This is a genomic window from Mycobacterium sp. 852002-30065_SCH5024008 (assembly GCF_001665645.1).
Taxonomy (GTDB): Bacteria; Actinomycetota; Actinomycetes; order Mycobacteriales; family Mycobacteriaceae; genus Mycobacterium; species Mycobacterium paraffinicum.
Genome location: NZ_LZSZ01000098.1, coordinates 12,088 through 29,673 on the forward strand (window position 1 = coordinate 12,088; position 17,586 = coordinate 29,673).

The 17,586-nt window shown below is 68.7% G+C and carries 16 protein-coding genes and 1 pseudogene; 9 read left to right on the forward strand and 8 right to left on the reverse strand.

Annotated features, from left to right (window positions below; translation table 11 throughout):
* Nucleotides 1-65: 65 nt before the first annotated feature.
* From A5781_RS13720 to A5781_RS13730, 3 genes are read right to left on the reverse strand one after another with little or no spacing between them, the layout of a single operon-like run.
* On the reverse strand, nt 66-1,448 hold the full coding sequence (locus A5781_RS13720) for a YhgE/Pip domain-containing protein (protein ID WP_067206633.1): 1,383 nt from the start codon (nt 1,446-1,448) through the stop codon (nt 66-68).
* Nucleotides 1,449-1,482: 34 nt separating this feature from the next.
* Entirely contained in the window at nt 1,483-2,208 is a 726-nt protein-coding gene (locus A5781_RS13725; RefSeq protein WP_067206637.1) for a pirin-like bicupin family protein, read from the reverse strand.
* 25 nt (nt 2,209-2,233) lie between these two features.
* Nucleotides 2,234-3,058 carry a MarR family transcriptional regulator gene (locus A5781_RS13730; RefSeq protein WP_067206673.1) on the reverse strand — a complete coding sequence of 275 codons (825 nt, stop codon included), beginning with the start codon at nt 3,056-3,058 and terminating at the stop codon, nt 2,234-2,236.
* Nucleotides 3,059-3,166: 108 nt separating this feature from the next.
* On the opposite strand from A5781_RS13730, the gene A5781_RS13735 reads away from it, so the two are divergent.
* Complete coding sequence (locus tag A5781_RS13735; RefSeq protein WP_082939336.1) at nt 3,167-4,300, forward strand: dihydrodipicolinate reductase; 1,134 nt, start codon at nt 3,167-3,169, stop codon at nt 4,298-4,300.
* Here the strand turns inward: A5781_RS13735 and A5781_RS13740 are convergent.
* The gene (locus A5781_RS13740) at nt 4,297-5,706 is read right to left on the reverse strand and encodes an alpha/beta hydrolase domain-containing protein (protein WP_067206640.1); all 1,410 of its coding nucleotides are present in this window, start codon (nt 5,704-5,706) and stop codon (nt 4,297-4,299) included. The genes A5781_RS13735 and A5781_RS13740 overlap by 4 nt on opposite strands.
* Nucleotides 5,703-6,832 (reverse strand): annotated as a pseudogene (locus A5781_RS13745) (sigma-70 family RNA polymerase sigma factor). The gene A5781_RS13740 and the pseudogene A5781_RS13745 overlap by 4 nt, the downstream one beginning before the upstream one ends.
* Here A5781_RS13745 and A5781_RS13750 point away from each other — a divergent pair.
* The 4 genes from A5781_RS13750 (at nt 6,825) to A5781_RS13765 (ending at nt 11,127) form a co-directional block, all read left to right on the forward strand.
* Complete coding sequence (locus A5781_RS13750) at nt 6,825-7,619, forward strand: alpha/beta hydrolase (RefSeq protein ID WP_231990707.1); 795 nt, start codon at nt 6,825-6,827, stop codon at nt 7,617-7,619. The pseudogene A5781_RS13745 and the gene A5781_RS13750 sit on opposite strands and share 8 nt — an antisense overlap.
* 123 nt (nt 7,620-7,742) lie before the next feature.
* Nucleotides 7,743-8,492 (forward strand): DUF2786 domain-containing protein, encoded by a 750-nt coding sequence (locus A5781_RS13755; RefSeq protein ID WP_067206649.1) that lies wholly within the window; start codon nt 7,743-7,745, stop codon nt 8,490-8,492.
* A complete protein-coding gene (locus tag A5781_RS13760) occupies nt 8,489-9,001 on the forward strand; it encodes a TIGR04338 family metallohydrolase (protein ID WP_067206652.1) in 513 nt (170 codons plus the stop codon). Before A5781_RS13755 ends, A5781_RS13760 begins: the two co-directional genes overlap by 4 nt.
* 50 nt (nt 9,002-9,051) lie before the next feature.
* Nucleotides 9,052-11,127, forward strand: a complete 2,076-nt coding sequence (locus A5781_RS13765) for a beta-glucosidase (RefSeq protein ID WP_067206679.1) — start codon at nt 9,052-9,054, stop codon at nt 11,125-11,127.
* Nucleotides 11,128-11,234: 107 nt separating this feature from the next.
* Here A5781_RS13765 and mymT read toward each other — a convergent pair whose 3' ends face one another.
* Nucleotides 11,235-11,390 (reverse strand): metallothionein MymT, encoded by a 156-nt coding sequence (gene mymT / locus A5781_RS25025; RefSeq protein ID WP_082939337.1) that lies wholly within the window; start codon nt 11,388-11,390, stop codon nt 11,235-11,237.
* A 147-nt stretch (nt 11,391-11,537) separates the two neighbouring features.
* Between mymT and A5781_RS13770 the strand changes: the two genes are divergently transcribed.
* Nucleotides 11,538-12,194, forward strand: coding sequence for an O-methyltransferase (locus tag A5781_RS13770; protein ID WP_067206655.1), 657 nt, complete (start codon nt 11,538-11,540; stop codon nt 12,192-12,194).
* 6 nt (nt 12,195-12,200) lie between these two features.
* Here the strand turns inward: A5781_RS13770 and A5781_RS13775 are convergent, their stop codons facing one another.
* Nucleotides 12,201-13,184 (reverse strand): nitronate monooxygenase family protein, encoded by a 984-nt coding sequence (locus A5781_RS13775; RefSeq protein ID WP_067206658.1) that lies wholly within the window; start codon nt 13,182-13,184, stop codon nt 12,201-12,203.
* Nucleotides 13,185-13,330: 146 nt separating this feature from the next.
* Here A5781_RS13775 and A5781_RS13780 point away from each other — a divergent pair, with 146 nt between their 5' ends.
* Nucleotides 13,331-13,771 carry an SPW repeat protein gene (locus A5781_RS13780; RefSeq protein ID WP_067206661.1) on the forward strand — a complete coding sequence of 147 codons (441 nt, stop codon included), beginning with the start codon at nt 13,331-13,333 and terminating at the stop codon, nt 13,769-13,771.
* Nucleotides 13,772-13,805: 34 nt separating this feature from the next.
* On the opposite strand, the gene ilvD is transcribed toward A5781_RS13780, so the two are convergent.
* Entirely contained in the window at nt 13,806-15,521 is a 1,716-nt protein-coding gene (gene ilvD, locus A5781_RS13785; protein WP_067206664.1) for a dihydroxy-acid dehydratase, read from the reverse strand.
* A 114-nt stretch (nt 15,522-15,635) separates the two neighbouring features.
* Between ilvD and A5781_RS13790 the strand changes: the two genes are divergently transcribed.
* Together A5781_RS13790 and A5781_RS13795 are read left to right on the forward strand one after the other, a co-directional pair.
* Nucleotides 15,636-15,926 (forward strand): metal-sensitive transcriptional regulator, encoded by a 291-nt coding sequence (locus tag A5781_RS13790; RefSeq protein ID WP_067206667.1) that lies wholly within the window; start codon nt 15,636-15,638, stop codon nt 15,924-15,926.
* Between the two features lie 107 nt (nt 15,927-16,033).
* Nucleotides 16,034-17,293, forward strand: coding sequence for an MFS transporter (locus A5781_RS13795; RefSeq protein WP_369817725.1), 1,260 nt, complete (start codon nt 16,034-16,036; stop codon nt 17,291-17,293).
* Nucleotides 17,294-17,586 lie beyond the last annotated feature (293 nt).

Consider the following 17,586-nt stretch of genomic DNA (forward strand, 5'->3'; position numbering starts at 1 on the left):
ATCAGCCACATCCGTAACACTGTCAATCTAAATAACAGGCGGATGACGCTTGGGCGGCGTTCGAATTACGTTTCCTCGCTTGAGCTTTCGGGCTCAGTGGCGATCGTCCGCTCGCGCTTGCCCTGGCGCGCCTGGTGTTGGGCCTGGTGCTCCATGGCGATCGCCGTCTCGACCGCCCCGGGGATCCTGTGGTACCCCTTGCGGTCGTACAGGTGGGTGATGACGCCGCCGAGCAGCAGGCCGATCACGAGGCCGATCGAGGTCATGATCAGCGCCTGCGATATCCCGGTATCCGCATGGCCCTTGAAGTACAGCAGCGACCGAGCGCCCAGGAAGACCTGATGCATGGGCTCGAATTCGGCCAGCCAGCGGAAGAAGGGCGGCGTCGCCTCCAGCGGGACCGTGGCGCCGGCCGACGGCAACCCGAGGATCACGAAGATGAGCATGCTGACCAGCAGGCCGCCCGTGCCCAGCACCGAGAGCAGCGAGCTGGAGGTGATGCCCACCGCGGCGATCGCGAACACCCCGTACGCCCAGAGTTGCCAGCCGAGGTCGATGGGCATGCCGAGCCCGTGGGCGATGGTCACGTAAACGGCCGAGGTGAGCAACCCCAGCAGCACCATGATCGCCCACTTGAGCAGCAGGGTCTGGAAGCGCGAAATTCTGACCTGCTCGGCGAAGCGATACACCGGGCCGAATTCGGCCGGTACGTAACCGAGTAACGCATCGACCAGCGTGCTGACCACGATGCTGCCGGTGAACCCCGCCAGCAGTAGCAAGAGCGCGTAATAGAAGGCCGACAGCCCGTTGCCGGTGCCGTCGGGCAGCGGGTTGTACACAGTCGACTCGATCTCGATCGGAGAGGAAAGGCCCTCTTCGGCGGCCCCGGCGAGCGGGGCGCCGCCCGTCTGCGCCTTGACCTGAGCCAGAAGTCGTTCGCCCACTTCGCCATTGGCCACGCCCATCGCCATGTTCAGGGTCTGGCCGGCGATGCTGGCGCCGAGCGTGCCTGCCCGCGGATTGGTCGAAATCGTGATCACGGGCCGTTCCGCAGGACCGGGCATCACCGCACTCGTCCCCAGGTCCCGAAGCTTCGACGAGAAGCTCGGCGGTATCAGCACCGAACCGTACACGTGACCCGTCTCCAGTTGATGCCTGGCTGCGTCACGGGTGAGCACGCGGACGTCGAACTTGTTCTTGTCCAGCCCTTTCACCAACCGGCCGGTCAACTCCGCGCCCCCCGGCCCGGCATCCTCGTTCACCACGGCGATGGGGAAGTGCCGCAGGTTGGTCATCGGGTTCAAGATGCCGCCCAGGTACAGCGCGCACAACGCCGACATCAGCGCCAGCGTGATGACGAGCGGCGCCGCCCAGAACCGTACGGTCCGGACCGCCTTGATGTTCCGGTTGGGGTTGGGCGCCGCGTGTTGCGGTCGCGATTGAGACATGCCGGCTCCTGTCTGTCACGCCCACTCTATGGGCTTAGTCGCCGAGCTTCGCGTGCATCTCCCAGACCAGTAGTTCCGATGGCTCGTTCGCCGTCACTCGTCGGCCGGCGCAGTCGGCGAACCGAACGGCGTCACCCTCCTGCAGGTCGCCCACGCCTTCGCAGGTGACCGCGCCCCGGGCCGTGTATAGGTGCAGGTAGGGCGCTTTGGGGAGGCTCACCTGGTCGCCGGTCCGCAACCGCCCGGCGTGCAGCGCGGCATTGCGGTTGTGCAGGGCGATCGCACCGTCTCGCCCGGGGATGCCGGAGGCGATCGTCACGAGTGTGCCGTCCAACAGCTTCGCGTCGATCTCGTGCTGTTGATACCCCGGGGCGATGCCGGCCTCGTCGGGCACCACCCACATCTGCACGAAATGCACTGGCTCCGTGGATGAATCGTTCTTCTCCGAATGCAGGATTCCGCTGCCCGCTGACATGCGCTGGGCCAGGCCCGGATAGATGACGCCGCGGTTGCCGATGGAGTCCTGATGTGCCAGTTGACCCTGCAAGACCCAGGTCACGATCTCCATGTCCCGGTGCGGATGCGTGTCGAATCCGGTTCCGGGCGCGACGATGTCGTCGTTGTTCACCAGGAGTAGTCCGTGGTGGGTGTTGTCCGGGTCGTAGTGGTCGCCGAACGAGAACGAGTGTCGGGAGGTCAGCCAGGGTGTGGTGGTGACGGCCCGCGTGTCCGCGCGACGGACTTCCACGTGGGCTGCCATGTCGTCAGCCTAATCGGCGGAGCGGTCAGGCCACCGTCGCGGTGAGCAGCCCCTGGGCATGCCGGAGGGCGGCGTCGAGCTCGGGCAGGGTCAGCCTGGCGGCGCGGCCCAAGTGGATCTCGATCTGGTATTCGGGCTGGGCGTCCGGCCCGAAAATCGGCAGGACCACGAATTCGGCTGCCGCCAAATCGGTTTCGAGGGTATCGGTGATCGATTGCAGCGTCACCATCGTCATCAGGGTGGTGAGCTGGCGGGTGACCTGGGTCGTCGGCTCCAGGGACGCGAGCACATCCGCCAGCCGGTTGTGCAGCGACTGATGGGTGTCGTCGAAGCGCCATGCGCCGTAGCCACGGGCGCGGATAGCGGCGAGCACCCGCTGGTGTTCCGCGATTTCCGATCGGGTCAGCCGCGGCAGCACTCTTTGCAGCCAGGCGTTGACCAAGTCGTCCTCGCGCCAGGCCATCGCGACCAGGCCGAACGGCGGGTCGATGGGGAAGCGCTGGCCGACCGCCTGCCCGCCGTCGGTGCCATGGCCGACCGCGTCGACGGTGGTCAGGTGGCGGCCGCCGATTCTCGACATCGAGCAGCCGGCGCCGAGCGCCTCGTGCAGGAACCGCAGCGCCTCGCGGCCGCGGTCCAGCAACGGGAATTGCTCACGCAGCCCGTGCACCAGCCCGAACAGGCCGCTGCCGAGCACGTACCGGCGATCTTCGCGCCGGGCCACCCAGGCTCGCCCCTCCAGCTCGGCCAGCACCAGGGCGCAGGTGGAGGTGCTGATCGCGCAACGCTTCGCCAGCTCAGCCGACGCCAGCCCCCGCGGGGAATCCGCAAGCGCGGCAAGCACATCCATCACACGGCCGGTGGGCGGCGATTTGGCGGTTGACGTACCGATGCGCACCTCCCTACTATCCGTCCAAAATACAAGGATAATCGTCCTAATATTAGGAGACAATCCGTCATGATCAAGGTGGGAGTGTGGGGGCCGGGTTCCATGGGGGTGATCGCGCTGCGCGGCGTGATCGACCACCCGGAGTTGCAGCTGGTCGATCTCGTCGTGCACAGCGATGCCAAGGCGGGTCGCGACGCGGGCGAGCTGTGCGGGACCGGGCCGGTCGGGGTGGTGGCCACCCAGGACCCGGCGGAGCTGCTCGCCGGCGAGGCCGAGGCGGTGGTGTACGCCGCCGGCGCCAACCTGCGACCGCTGGAGGCCGTCGGGGACATGGTCTCGATCCTGCGGGCCGGTAAGAACGTGGTGTCCTGTTCGGTGGTGCCGCTGGTCTTTCCCGACGGGGTTGACGCCGCTTTCACCGACCCGCTGCGGGCGGCCGCGCGCGACGGCGGTGCGTCGTTCTTCACCACCGGCATCGACTCCGGGTTCGCCAATGACGTTCTGCCGCTGCTGCTTACCGGGGTTTCGCGGTCGATCGACTCGGTGCGCATGACGGAGATGTTCAACTACGCCACGTATCCGGACCGGGCGGCGGTGTACGAGATCCTCGGGTTCGGCAAGCCGCCGGAGTACCAGGCGTTTGCGGCCCAGCCCGGGATGTTCGCCTTCGGCTGGGGGCCCGTCCTGCACCAGCTCGCCGCCGGCCTGGGGGTCAAGATCGACAACATCGAGGAAAGCAACGAACGCATTCCCGCCACCGAGTCCTTCGACACACCCACCGGCCACATCGCCGCCGGGACCATCGCGGCCATGCGCTCCACGTTGACCGGATACGTCGGCGGCAAGCCAACTTTCATCCTCGACCACGTGACCCGGATGCGCGACGACGTCGCGCCGGACTGGCCGCAGCCGAACATCTCGATCCCGCCGAAGGACCTCGGCTATGGGGCCGCCTCCGGGCGCGGCCTGTATCGGGTGGAGATCGAGGGATCCCCAAGCATGCGGTGCGAATTCGAGATGGCCGAAGACCACGACCACGACCTGGGTGCACGCATCGCCGGCGCCTCGCGGATGGTCAACGCCATCCCCGCGGTGTGCGCGGCCCCACCCGGGCTGCTCTCGGCGCTGGACCTACCGCTGATCACCGGGGCCGGCTTGGTCCGCCCGGTGGCGGGACCGCCGCCGGACAGCCGCCTGTTCTAGGGCCGGTCGCCGGGATAGGTGGCGGCGGCGAGCTCGAGGATCTCGGCCCGGTCAGCCGCGAGGATGAACCCGCTGCTGATCGACGCATCGAGGGCGGCGGTGAAGCGTTCCAGGTACTGCGTCATTCCCCCTGGGTAGAGCCGGCGCAACGTGCCGGCGTCGAAGAGTTCCCCAGAGCCGAAGAGCCCGGCCATGACGCCCTCGTCGCCGCCGAGTCCGCAGGTTCGCGCGACCGGCACGTCCACCCACGGCGTTCTGATGCCGCCCTGCGCCAGTCCGTTAGCGTCCGGAACGGGTTGCGGTCCATAGGCATCGCGCACCTGCATGGGCGCCGCGCTGGGCGCCGGCGCACCGGTGCCCACCCAGGTGTTCAGCGCGGCGAGCGCCGCCTGTACCACGTAGTGGTGCTGCGGGGCGAAGTTGATGTAATGCGAAAAACGTTGTCCCAAGAGCACGTTGGTCGGAGCGTAGGCGGCGACGAGGTGCGTGAGCGGTGCCGAGCCGCTGTCGATCGGCGCTACCTGGATGGTGTAGTTGTCGGCGTGCGCGGCGCCGGGAATCTCCCAGACCCGCAGCCATCGGTTGTCGGGTTGCCTGGCGAAGTAATAGCCTTCCCGTGCGCCACCGAAAAGATCGGTCTCGGTGATGATCGTCAGCAACGGCACCCGCAGGTCCGGCCGGAACGCGACGGCCTGGGGTGCGCCGGTTTCGTCGAAGATGGAGCTTCCGTCGAGTGGTGCGGCGGGTCCGAACCTCGAATGGACGAAGAAGCCGTCGTATGTCGCGGCCAGCGGGTCGACCGCGTTGACGTAGGTGGTGAGAAACATCGCCGACTGCGACTCGCCCAACGCAATGACGTGCCGGGCCCGCAGGTCGCCCAAAATCACTGTGGCGCGGGAGCTTTTGATGAGCCCGCCGACTTGAGAAAAGATGTCGTAGGAGAAGGCGTCACCCGGATGGTGCAGCGGCGCATAGCGCGTCGGGTCCTGGCTTTTCAGCGACATGTCGACCCCGAGCAGACTCGCGCCACCGTCGATCCCGACCCGCTGGGCCGAGACGGCGACGTACGCGTAGCCCGCGCGAATGATCTCCCGGTGCGCCATCATCCACACCGCCGGCGCGTCGAGGCCGCCGCTGACGTTGAGCCATTCGACCAGCACCGTCCCGTTGAACAGCGCCGGATCCGCGGGTGTCAGCACCACCAAGCGGGTGGTGTAATCCGCTGTCGCGGAGGGCGTTACGCTCCACCGCCCGTCGGACTCCAGCTCCGCCGCTGGGGCGTAGGACGTGGCCGTCCCCGAGACGAAGAACTCCTCGGCGCGGTAGCCCACGTCGGCGAGGTCGAAAGCGCCCAACAGCAGCAGGGGCCGACCGGGCGCGGGTGTGATGTCGAGCGGGTCGGTCATAGCGAATCGGGCAGCCCGAACTTCGCGAACAACTTCTCGTCGAGGAACGCGACCACATGTGACACCCGGTCGCCGCGCACGTCCAGCACGTGCAACTGGAAGGGGACGTGCCGCTCCCCGGCGCGCATGTACATCGCGGCGCCGGGTTGGCCGTTGGCGACCAGCGGCAAGAGGCGCATGTCGCCGGGTGACTCGGCGGGGCATTGCTGATGAATGAGGGTGACGATGTCCCGCGCACCCTGATACCAGCCGGTGTAGGGCGGCATCTCCCAGATCGCCTCGGCGGTGAACAGCTCCACCAGGCGGTCGATGTCGTAGGTCTCGAAGGCGGCGATGTAGCGATCGAGCAGGTCCTGCGTCTCGGCCGAATCCGGTGCCGCCAACCGGTCGCCGGCGCTGGGCCCGACGGCGTCCAGCTGGGACCGGGCCCGCTGCAGCAGGCTGTTGACGGCGGTCGTGGTCGTGCCGATCGCCGCGGCGACCTCGGCGGACTTCCACTGCAGCACGTCACGCAGCAGCAGCACCGCCCGCTGTCGTGGTGAAAGATGTTGCAGCGCGGCGACAAACGCCAACCGGACCGACTCGCGTGACCCGACTATGACCGACGGGTCGGCTGGGTCGTTCGTCAGGTCCGGGAGTGGCTCGAGCCAGGGCACCTCGCGGCGCTCCTGCAGCTCGGCGGTCGGGTCGGCGCTCGGGCCGCCCAGGCCGGTCGGCAGCGGTCGGCGTTGCCGCCCTTCCAGGGCGCTCAGGCAGGTGTTGGTGGCGATGCGATGCAGCCACGTCCGCATCGAGGACTTGCCCTCGAAGCGGTCGTAGGCCTTCCACGCCCGCAGCAACGTTTCCTGAACCAGATCCTCTGCGTCGTGCAACGACCCGGTCATCCGGTAGCAGTGGGCGAGCAGCTCACGGCGGTACGGCTCGGCACGCGCCGAGAAATTGCCGCCGACCGCCGGGTCGAGGTCGGAGTTCGCGGTGTTTTGCGCAAGCAGCCCCACGTGCATGAGCCTACGACAGTGTCTGGCAGGGCGACCTGCACCGGGAGCCATTACGCTGCCCGTAATGACTAGGACCGTGCAGTGAACCGAGCCGAACGGAACTTCGACGGATTCGGTGGCGTGCGCATCGTTTACGACGTCTGGACACCCGACACCCCGGCACGCGCGGTGGTCGTCCTGTCGCATGGTCTCGGCGAATATGCCCGCCGGTACGACCACGTCGCGCAGCGTTTCGGCGCGGCGGGCCTGGTCACGTACGCGCTGGACCACCGCGGGCACGGCCGCTCGGGCGGCAAGCGGGTGCTGGTGCGGGACATCTCCGAGTACACCGCGGACTTCGACAGCCTGGTCCGGATCGCCACCCGCGAGCATCCCGGCCTCAAGTGCATCGTGCTCGGGCACAGCATGGGCGGCGCCATCGTGTTCGCCTACGGCGTGGAACGCCCCGACAACTACGACCTGATGGTGCTGTCGGGGCCGGCCGTGGCGGCGCAGGATCAGGTGTCGCCGCTGATGGTGCTGGCCGCCCGCGTGCTCGGCGCCCTGGTGCCCGGCCTGCCGGTCCAGGAGCTCGACGTCGACGCCATCTCCCGGGACCCGGCGGTGGTGAAGGCCTACAAGAACGATCCGCTGGTGTACCACGGCAAGGTCCCGGCCGGCATCGGTCGGGCCCTGTTGCAGGTCGGCGAGACGATGCCGGAGCGGGCGCCGGCGCTGACGGCGCCGCTGCTGGTGGTGCACGGCTCCGACGACCGTCTGATCCCCGTCGCCGGCAGCCGGCGCCTGGTCGAGTGCGTGGGCTCCACCGACGTGCAACTGAAGGTCTACCCGGGGCTTTACCACGAGGTCTTCAACGAGCCGGAGCGCGACCAGGTGCTTGGCGACGTGGTCTCGTGGATCACCGCGCGGCTCTGAGCCGAAAGTGTCGGATCGCTCCCGTAGTTTGGCGCATATGACCCGCGCCGGCGACGATGCGGAAAGAAGTGATGGGGTGGGGGTACCCCCTGCCGCGAAGCGACGAGGGGGAGAGCGGCGCATATGACCGACGACAAAATGCTGGCCCGCATCGCCGCACTGTTGCGTCAGGCCGAAGGCACCGACAACTCGCACGAGGCGGACGCCTTCATGAGCGCCGCGCAGCGGTTGGCGACGGCGGCCTCGATCGACTTGGCGGTGGCGCGCTCGCACGCCGCCGACCGCTCGCCGGCGCAGGCACCAATCCAGCGCACCATCACCATCGGAAACGCGGGCACCAAGGGATTGCGGACGTATGTGCAGCTGTTCGTGTTGATCGCCTTGGCCAACGACGTGCGCTGTGATGTGGCGTCGAATTCGACGTTCGTTTACGCCTACGGGTTCGCCGAGGACATCGACGCTACGCACGCGTTGTACGCCAGCCTGGTCGTCCAGATGGTGAGGGCGTCGGACGCCTACCTCGCGTCGGGTGCGCACCGGCCCACGCCGACCATCACCGCGCGGCTGAACTTCCAGCTGGCCTTCGGGGCGCGGGTGGGCCAGCGCCTGGCGGAGGCGCGCGACGAGGCCCGGCGCGAGGCCACCAAGGACCGCAGGCGACCGCCGGGCACCGCTATTGCGTTGCGGGACAAGGATGTCGAGCTGCACGATTATTACCGGAATGCGTCGAAGGCGCGCGGCACCTATCAGGTGAGCCGGGCGACGGCCGGCTATTCCTCGGCGGCGCGGCGCGCCGGCGACCGCGCCGGTCGGCGGGCGCGGCTGGGCAACAGCCCCGAACTGCCCGGAGCGCGCACCCCGCTGGGCCGGTGAGCCCGCGGCAGTCCGCGAAGCGGGACTCCCAGCGGGCCAAGGTGTACGCGGCCGAGGAGTTCGTCCGGACGCTGTTCGATCGTGCCGCCGAACACGGGTCGCGCGCCGTGGACTTCTTCGGCGCGCAGCTCACGCTGCCGCCGGAGGGACGATTCGGCTCGGTCTCCGCCGCCCAGCGCTATGTTGACCAGGTGCTTGCGTTGCCGGCGGTGCGCCGGCGGTGGCCCTCCGTCCCGCCGCTGCGGGTGCGCCCGCGACGGGCCGCCACCGCGGCCCACTACGAATTTCGTGATGGCGCAGGCTTTATCGCGGTCCCCGACCGCGACACCGCCGACTGGGCGCTGCGCGAGCTGGTGGTGCTCCACGAAGTCGCGCACCACCTGTGCCAGGCCGAGCCCCCACACGGCCCGGAGTTCGTCGGGACGTTCTGCGAGCTCGCGGAGCTGGTGATGGGCCCCGAACTCGGGTACGTGCTGCGCGTCGTGTACGCGAAAGAGGGTGTGCGGTGAGCTCGTTCGGCGGCGACGCCGACGCCCGAGCACGCGAGGTCGAAGCCCGGATGACCGACGACGAGCGATTCGCGCTGCTGGTCGGGGTGATGGGTGCCGGTGAAATGTGGCCGGTGCGCGACGAGCGCATCCCGCCGGGCGCTCCGATGAGCGCCGCCTACGTCCCCGGCGTACCGCGGCTGGGCGTACCGGCATTGTTGATGAGCGATGCCGGGCTGGGCGTGACCAACCCCGGCTATCGCCCGGGCGACACGGCCACCGCGCTGCCCGCCGGGCTCGCGCTGGCCGCCGGCTTCGACCCGGCACTCGCCCGCGCCGCAGGCGAGGTGATCGGCCGGGAGGCCCGCAGCCGCGGGTTCAACGTGCAGCTCGCCGGCGCCATGAACCTCGCGCGCGACCCGCGCAACGGACGCAACTTCGAATACCTCTCCGAGGACCCGCTTTTGACCGCGACTATCGCCGCGGAGTCGATCGACGGCATCCAGCGGCAACGTGTGATCTCGACGGTCAAGCACTTCTCGTTGAACTGCAACGAGACCAATCGGCACTTCTTGGACGCAGTCATCGACCCCGACGCGCATCGCGAATCCGACCTGCTGGCCTTCGAGATCGCCATCGAGCGCGCGCGGCCCGGTGCCGTGATGGCCGCCTACAATAAGGTCAACGGAACCTACGCCGCCGCCAACGACGTCCTGATCAACGGGGTCCTGAAAGGTGCCTGGGGATACCGGGGCTGGGTCATGTCCGACTGGGGGGCCACGCCGTCCTGGGAGTGCGCGCTGGCCGGGCTGGACCAAGAGTGCGGGGCGCAGATCGACGCGCTGCTGTGGCGGTCGGAGACATTCGGTGAGCCGCTGCGGGCCGCCCATGCCGACGGCAGGCTGACCCACGAACGCCTCACGGACATGGTCCGGCGGATCCTGCGGTCGATGTTCGTGGTCGGCGTCGACCGGGCCGAAGCCGCGCCCGCGCCGAACATGGCCGCCCACAACGAGATCGCATTGCGGATCGCCCGGCAGGGAATCGTGCTGTTGACCAACCGCGGGCTGCTGCCCCTGGCGCCGGAGTCGACCGCCCGGATCGCCGTCATCGGCGGATATGCCCACGCCGGGGTGCCGGCCGGCTACGGGTCGAGCGCCGTCGTCCCGCCGGGCGGCTACGCGGCCGTCGTCCCGATCGGCGGCTCGGGGCTGGAGGCCGGGCTGCGCAAGCTGCACCTGCTGCCGTCCGCCCCGCTGGATGAGCTGCGAAAGCAATTCCCCAGTGCCCAAATCGAGTTCGACCCCGGCGTCAGTCCCGCCGAGGCCGAGTCCGCGGCGCGGCGCGCCGACATCGCCATCGTGTTCGCAATCCGCGCCGAAGGGGAGGGCTTCGACATCGCGGACCTGTCGCTGCCCTGGGGGCAGGACGCGTTGATCTCCGCCGTTGCGGCCGCCAACCCCAACACCGTCGTGGTGCTCGAAACCGGCAACCCGGCGAGCATGCCCTGGCGAGACTCGGTCCAGGCCATCGTGCAGGCCTGGTATCCGGGGCAGTCGGGCGGGCGAGCCATCGCGGAAATCCTTGCCGGCCAGGTCAATCCATCGGGCAGGCTGCCGATCACCTTTCCGGCCGACCTGAGTCAGACGCCGCGCCCGGAGCTGCCCGGCCTTGGCCTGCCATGGGGGGAGCCGAGCACGATCGACTACGCCGAGGGATCCGATGTCGGCTACCGCTGGTTCGCCACCGCCGGCGAGGCCCCGATGTTCGCCTTCGGTCATGGGTTGTCGTACACCGACTTTGCATACCGTGATCTGACGGTCACCGGAGGGGACACGGTGACCGCCGGCTTCAGCGTCGTCAACGTCGGCGACCGCGCCGGGGCCGACGTCCCGCAGTTGTACCTGACCGCCGCCCCGGACCGAGAATGCCTGCGGTTGCTGGGATTCGAACGGGTCGAACTCGAGCCGGGGGCCACCCGCCGCGTCACCATCGAGGCCGACCCGCGCCTGCTCGCCCGCTACGACGGCAGCGTGGGAAGCTGGCGCATCAGGGCGGGCGGCTATCGGGTCGCGGTCAGCGCGTCGGCGGTCGCGCCGCGGCTGACGGCGGCGGTAGAGCTCGCCGGTCGTACGTTCGGGCGCTGATGCCCGGCCGCATCGAGTGTGCGTTCACGGCTTTGACCGTGCACTCAGGGCTGGTTTCCCCGGCGTGTCGCCGGCCTGGACGCACACTCGACGCGGGCCTCAGTGGACTACTTGACCGGGGTCAGCTCGTCGCCGCAGGTGCAGCGGTACGGCTCACCCGAACCTGAGCAGTGGCAGGGAACCTCAATGCGAACGCGGCACCCGCAGCCCTCGTGACCACAGGTCAGTTCGGTGCCTGCTTCGTAATTTGCCATTTCACTCATCCATTCCTTTGTCGTGACTCTTACGGCTGTGATCGACCACATCGTCACTATATACCCCCCATGGGTATCTGGTAAATGGCCGTGACCCGTCCGATACCGATCGGACCGTCGCTGCCGGTGCGGCCTCCCGCGGCTAGCGTTGATCGCATGACGCAGAAACCAACCCCCCAAGAAGTCGACGCCTTTCTGGACAACACCGTGGTTGGCGATGATGCGGCCCTGAGCGCGGCAGTGGAAGCCAGCGACGCCGCCGGGTTACCGCAGATTGCCGTGTCGGCCCAGCAGGGCAAGTTTCTGAGCCTGTTGGCCGGGGCCATCCGGGCGCACCGCATCCTCGAGATCGGCACGCTGGGCGGCTTCAGCACCATCTGGCTGGCCCGCGGCGCCGGCCCGCAGGGCCGGGTGGTGACGCTGGAGTACGAGCCCAGGCACGCCGAGGTCGCACGGGCCAACCTGGAGCGGGCGGGTCTCGCCGACCGGGTGGAGGTGATAGTGGGCGCCGCGCTGGACACGCTGCCGACATTGAACGGCGGCCCGTTCGACCTGGTGTTCATCGACGCCGACAAAGAGAACTACGTCGCGTACCTGGAGTGGGCGGTCCGGCTGGCCCGTCCCGGCGCACTCATCGTGGCGGACAACGTCATTCGAGAAGGGCAGGTCCTGGACCCGCAGGACAACGCCCAGGCGCGGGCCGTGCGGGAGACGTTGGAATTGATGGGTAAGCACCCGCGACTCGACACGGCAGTGATCCAAACGGTGGGAGCCAAGCGCTGGGACGGCTTCGCGCTCGCGTTGGTGCGTTAGCGTCGGTCAGCGCGGGCTGAGGTCGGCGACCGCCTGGGCGGCGGAGGTGAGTTCGCCGATGCGCAGCGCGGTTTCACCGGCGTACAGCGCCGCACGGTCCACCCAGGCATCGGGCATCGTGGCGAGCGGTGCGAGCGGCGTGAACAGCGGGCGGCTCGCCGACTGCAGGCGCATCAATGCGGCGGCGTCGAAGTAGCCCAGCGCGGCCATCGAGCGGCTCGCCGAGTTGATGGACGCCGGCAAAGCTTTTGCCCAGCCGTCGTCGCGGCACCAGCGCCGCGTCGCGGCGTTGGGTACGACGCGATGCCGCAGCGGCCAGCTCAGGCCGAACAAGTTGGTTTCGATCGTCTTGTCCGCCTGGGCTACTCGCCGCTGATACTCCCGGTTGGCGTTGGCCTCGTGCGTCATCAGGAATCGCGTTCCGGCGACGACGCCGCTGGCGCCCGCCGCCAGGGCGGCCCGGGTGTCGGTGCCGGTGGCGATACCGCCGGCGAGAAACACGGGGCGAGTGCCGGCCCCGGCCAGCGCCTGCGGCAGGAACTGCAGTGCCGGTATGGTGCCAACGAGGTGGCCACCGGCCTCGCGGCCCTGGGCGATCAAACCATCGGCGCCCCAACCGATAGCGGCGCCGGCCTGTGCCGCGGTACCGACCATCACGAAGACGAAGATGCCGGCATCGCGAAGGTGCTGCACGAGTCCCCGCTTTTCGCCGAACGCCAGCACGACGACGTCAACACCGGCGTCGACGCAGACCGCGACGTGCGAGCGATGCACAAAGGGCATCAACAGGTTCACCGCGACAGCGCGGCCCGGCGCCCGCTCGCGCACCTCATCGATGGCCGCCCGGAGCCGGCGCGGGGTGGCCAGGCCCAGGGTGCCGAGGCCGCCCGCCTGGGCGACCGCGGCCGCCAGCGCCCCACCCGCCAGGCCACCGCCCATGCCCGCCTGCGCGACCGGAACGTCCAGGCGCAGCCGGTCCGCGAGGTCCATGTGTTAAGACGCTACGCGGGAGGTCAATCCGGCTTCTGGCGGGCTTGATTTCGTTGCTGGCGCGCCGCGATCGAGCGTAATCTTGACGGCAGATGGATGGGTGCAGCCGGCTCAAAAGGCTTGCTGCATAACAGAAAGGTCACAAAATGAGTACAGTCCATTCATCAATCGATTACCACCCGGATTTGTTGGCTCTACGCGCGAGCTATGACCGCGTCGCCGAGTCGATGAGTGCGCACGTCACCTTCGGGCTGGCGTTGCTGACCGGCCTGTATGTGGCCGCGTCACCGTGGATGGTGGGTTTCAGCGCGACGGGGTCGCTCGCCACGTCGAACCTGGTTGCCGGAATCGCGGCGGCGTTCTTGGCGTACGGGTTCGCGACGGCGCTCGACCGCGCCCACGGCATGACCTGGACGATGCCGGTGCTCGGTGTGTGGGTCATCGTCTCGCTGTGGATTCTGCCGGGCGTCGTGCTGACCGCCGGCATGATGTGGTCGAATATCATCGCCGGTGCGTTGCTGACGGTGTTGGGCCTCAACGCCACGTACTTCGGCAGGCGCACGCGCGAGGCGGCCACCCACGCATAGTTTCCAAACCCGTTGAGCGAAGCGGCGATCGGACCTAACCGCAGACCGCGCCGATCGCCGCCGAGCTCACCAGCTTGACGTACTTGGCCAGTACGCCGGTTTGGTAGCGCGGCGGGGGAGGGGTGAAACCCTCTCGCCGGGAATCGAATTCGGCCGGATCGACCAGGACGTCGAGGACCCGGTTGGCGACGTCCAGGCGGATCGGGTCGCCGTCGCGCAAAAAGGCGATCGGCCCGGCATCGACCGCCTCGGGTGCGATGTGGCCCACGCACAGGCCGGTCGTCCCGCCGGAGAAGCGGCCGTCGGTCAGCAGCAGTACGTCCTTACCCAGTCCGGCACCCTTGATCGCGCCGGTGATCGCGAGCATTTCCCGCATCCCGGGCCCGCCCTTGGGGCCCTCGTAGCGGATCACCACTGCGTCGCCCTTGGTGATCGTCCCGTCCTCGAGGGCGTCCAGCGCGGCGCGCTCACCGTCGAAAACCCTTGCCGTGCCCTCGAACACCTGCGAGTCGAAACCGGCCGACTTGACCACCGCGCCCTCGGGCGCCAGCGATCCGCGCAGGATCGTGATGCCGCCGGTCGGGTGGATGGGATTGTCCAGGGCCCGCAGCACCTTGCCATCCGGGTCGGGCGGGTCGATCGCGGCCAGGTTCTCGGCAACGGTCTCACCCGTCACCGTCAGGCAATCCCCGTGCAGCAGACCGGCATCCAGCAGCGCTTTCATCGCCACCGGCACGCCGCCGATCTGGTCGACATGCGACATGACGTGGCGGCCAAACGGTTTGACGTCGGCCAGATGCGGAACCTTCGAACCGATCCGGCTGAAGTCGTCGAGCGACAGCTCGACGTCGGCCTCGTGCGCGATCGCCAGCAGGTGCAGCACGGCGTTGGTCGACCCGCCGAACGCCATCACCACCGCAATGGCGTTTTCGAACGCCTCCTTGGTGAGGATGTCGCGGGCGGTGATGCCGCGGCGCAGCAACTCCACGACGGCCTGGCCGCTGCGGCGGGCAAACCCGTCGCGGCGGTAATCGGTGGCCGGCGGCGACGCGCTGCCGGGCAACGACATGCCGAGGGCCTCCGCGGCGCTGGCCATCGTGTTGGCGGTATACATGCCGCCGCACGCGCCCTCGCTGGGACAGATTGCGCGCTCGATGGCGTCGACGTCCTCCCGGGACATCAAGCCGCGGGCGCACGCGCCGACGGCCTCGAACGCGTCGATGATGGTGACCTCGCGTTCTGTGCCGTCGGACAGCTTCGCTCGTCCGGGCAGGATGGAGCCTGCATACAGGAACACCGCCGCCAGATCCAGGCGCGCGGCGGCCATCAGCATCCCGGGCAGCGACTTGTCGCAGCCGGCCAGGAGCACCGACCCGTCGAGGCGCTCGGCCTGCATCACGGTCTCGACGCTGTCGGCGATCACCTCGCGCGACACCAGCGAAAAGTGCATCCCCTCGTGGCCCATCGAGATCCCGTCGGAAACCGAGATCGTCCCGAACTCGAGCGGGTAGCCGCCGGCCGCGAACACGCCTTCCTTGACCGCCTTGGCGAGGCGGTCCAGCGAGAGGTTGCACGGCGTGATCTCGTTCCACGACGACGCCACCCCGATCTGCGGCTTGGCGAAGTCCTCGTCACCCATGCCGACCGCCCGCAGCATGCCGCGGGCGGCGGCCTTCTCCAGGCCGTCGGTTACGTCACGACTGCGCGGTTTGATGTCGGTGACTCCAGTCGCATCGCGTGTTGTGGCCATCCTGCAAGTATGCGTGAACTGGCCGGACGGCAAATCCGCGGGTCATACCCGGGCGGGGTATAAAGTGAATTCGTGGCGCCCGACGGGCGCGTAGTGGCAGAGGTGAGGCAGGCGATGACGAACGAGCACGGATATTCGCAGCAGAAGGACAACTACGCCAAGCGGCTGCGGCGCATCGAGGGTCAGGTGCGAGGCATCGCCAAGATGATCGAGGAAGACAAGTACTGCATCGACGTCCTCACCCAGATCAGCGCCGTGAACAGCGCCCTGCGTTCCGTCGCGCTGAACCTGCTTGACGAGCACCTCAACCACTGCGTCACCCGGGCCGTGGCCGAGGGCGGCGACGATGCCGATCACAAGCTCGCCGAAGCTTCCGCCGCCATCGCGCGCCTGGTTCGTTCCTGATTGGTGATCGAGTTGAGACCCGAGCTCCGGCCCTGACAAGGGGGGAGCCGTAGTTGCGGTCCGTACGGTAAGGCAGTGTGATCGCATTAGGCGCGACAACCCAGGACCTGGGTAGCCCGGCCGATACCGACGCCATGACTGCCGAACCCAATGCTGCCGCGCGAACGTGGACCCCACGGATCGCCGCCCAGCTCGTTGTGCTGGCCGCGGCGGCCTTCATCTATGTCACCGCTGAGATCCTGCCCGTCGGCGCGCTGCCGGCCATCGCCCGCAACCTGCACGTCAGCCTGGTGCTGGTGGGCACCCTGCTGTCGTGGTACGCCCTGGTGGCGGCCCTGACGACGATCCCGCTGGTGCGCTGGACCGCGCACCTGCCGCGCCGCCGGGTGTTGGTGATCAGCCTGACCTGCCTGACCGTCTCCCAGGTGATCTCCGCGCTGGCACCCACCTTCGCGGTGCTGGCCGCCGGTCGCGTGCTCTGCGCGCTCACCCATGGCCTGCTCTGGTCGGTCATCGCGCCGATCGCGACCCGGCTGGTGCCGCCAAGCCACGCCGGCCGCGCGACGATGTCGATCTACATCGGGACCAGCCTCGCGCTGGTCGTCGGCAGCCCGCTGACCGCGGCGATGAGCCTGATGTGGGGCTGGCGCCTGGCGGTGGTGTGTGTGACCGTGGCCGCCGCCATCGTCACGGTGGCCGCCCGGGTGATGTTGCCGGAGATGGTGCTCACCGCGGACCAGCTCAAGTGCGTGGGTCCCCGGGCCCGCCACCACCGCAACCGCCGGCTGATCATCGTCAGCATCATCACCATGATCGGCGTGACCGGGCATTTCGTCTCTTACACCTACATCGTCGAGATCATCCGCGAAGTCGTCGGCGTGCGCGGGCCGAACCTCGCGTGGGTGCTGGCCGCCTATGGCGCCGCCGGGGTGGTCGCCGTGGGCATGGTGGCGCGGCCGCTCGACCGCCGGCCCAAAGGGGCGATCATCGGTTGCATGACCGGCCTGACGGCCGCGCTCGTCGTGCTGACCGCGCTGGCGCTGGGCGGCCGGCCCGCCGCGGCGGCAGCCCTGATCGGGACGGCAGCGATCGTGCTCTGGGGGGCGATGGCGACCGCCGTATCGCCGATGATGCAGTCCGCGGCGATGCGCAGTGGGGCCGACGATCCCGACGGGGCGTCGGGGCTGTACGTGACGGCGTTCCAGGTGGGCATCATGGCGGGCGCGCTGGCGGGCGGCTTGCTGTACGAGCGCAGCATCGTCCTGATGCTGGCCGCGTCGGCCGGTTTGATGGCGGCCGCGCTGGTCGGTGCGGCGGCCAACCGCCAGGCACTCGACGTTGCGCCGACAAGCTCAGGCGATTCATAGCTGGCCAGCTCAACGGCGCAAATGCGGCAAGAACGGGGCGCCCGGCACCCCGGAATGCGTTAGCTGGAGTGCGCCCTATGCCACACTGTGTCAGGAACTCGAGCGTGGAGGATGCATATGTCGGGCTGGACGCGAGGGAGGCTTTGGGCCACCCTGAACGCAGCCGGATTGGCTTCAATCATGGGTTTGGCACTGGTCTTGAGCGCCGCTCCGGCGCTGGCGGATCCGGACCCGGCCCCCGGCGATCCGGGCGTCGTGGCGGCCCCACCCGGCCCTGTCTCTTATACACATCT

What these genes read in the sequence shown, in the direction of transcription:
- A5781_RS13725 (WP_067206637.1), bottom strand. Translation starts at nt 2,208, where the DNA reads ATGGCAGCCCACGTGGAAGTCCGTCGCGCGGACACGCGGGCCGTCACC.
- mymT (WP_082939337.1), bottom strand. Translation starts at nt 11,390, where the DNA reads ATGAGTGAAATGGCAAATTACGAAGCAGGCACCGAACTGACCTGTGGT.
- A5781_RS13765 (WP_067206679.1), top strand. Translation starts at nt 9,052, where the DNA reads ATGACCGACGACGAGCGATTCGCGCTGCTGGTCGGGGTGATGGGTGCC.
- A5781_RS13775 (WP_067206658.1), bottom strand. Translation starts at nt 13,184, where the DNA reads ATGGACCTCGCGGACCGGCTGCGCCTGGACGTTCCGGTCGCGCAGGCG.
- A5781_RS13720 (WP_067206633.1), bottom strand. Translation starts at nt 1,448, where the DNA reads ATGTCTCAATCGCGACCGCAACACGCGGCGCCCAACCCCAACCGGAAC.
- A5781_RS13770 (WP_067206655.1), top strand. Translation starts at nt 11,538, where the DNA reads ATGACGCAGAAACCAACCCCCCAAGAAGTCGACGCCTTTCTGGACAAC.
- A5781_RS13755 (WP_067206649.1), top strand. Translation starts at nt 7,743, where the DNA reads ATGACCGACGACAAAATGCTGGCCCGCATCGCCGCACTGTTGCGTCAG.
- A5781_RS13780 (WP_067206661.1), top strand. Translation starts at nt 13,331, where the DNA reads ATGAGTACAGTCCATTCATCAATCGATTACCACCCGGATTTGTTGGCT.
- A5781_RS13790 (WP_067206667.1), top strand. Translation starts at nt 15,636, where the DNA reads ATGACGAACGAGCACGGATATTCGCAGCAGAAGGACAACTACGCCAAG.
- A5781_RS13735 (WP_082939336.1), top strand. Translation starts at nt 3,167, where the DNA reads ATGATCAAGGTGGGAGTGTGGGGGCCGGGTTCCATGGGGGTGATCGCG.
- A5781_RS13740 (WP_067206640.1), bottom strand. Translation starts at nt 5,706, where the DNA reads ATGACCGACCCGCTCGACATCACACCCGCGCCCGGTCGGCCCCTGCTG.
- A5781_RS13730 (WP_067206673.1), bottom strand. Translation starts at nt 3,058, where the DNA reads ATGGATGTGCTTGCCGCGCTTGCGGATTCCCCGCGGGGGCTGGCGTCG.
- ilvD (WP_067206664.1), bottom strand. Translation starts at nt 15,521, where the DNA reads ATGGCCACAACACGCGATGCGACTGGAGTCACCGACATCAAACCGCGC.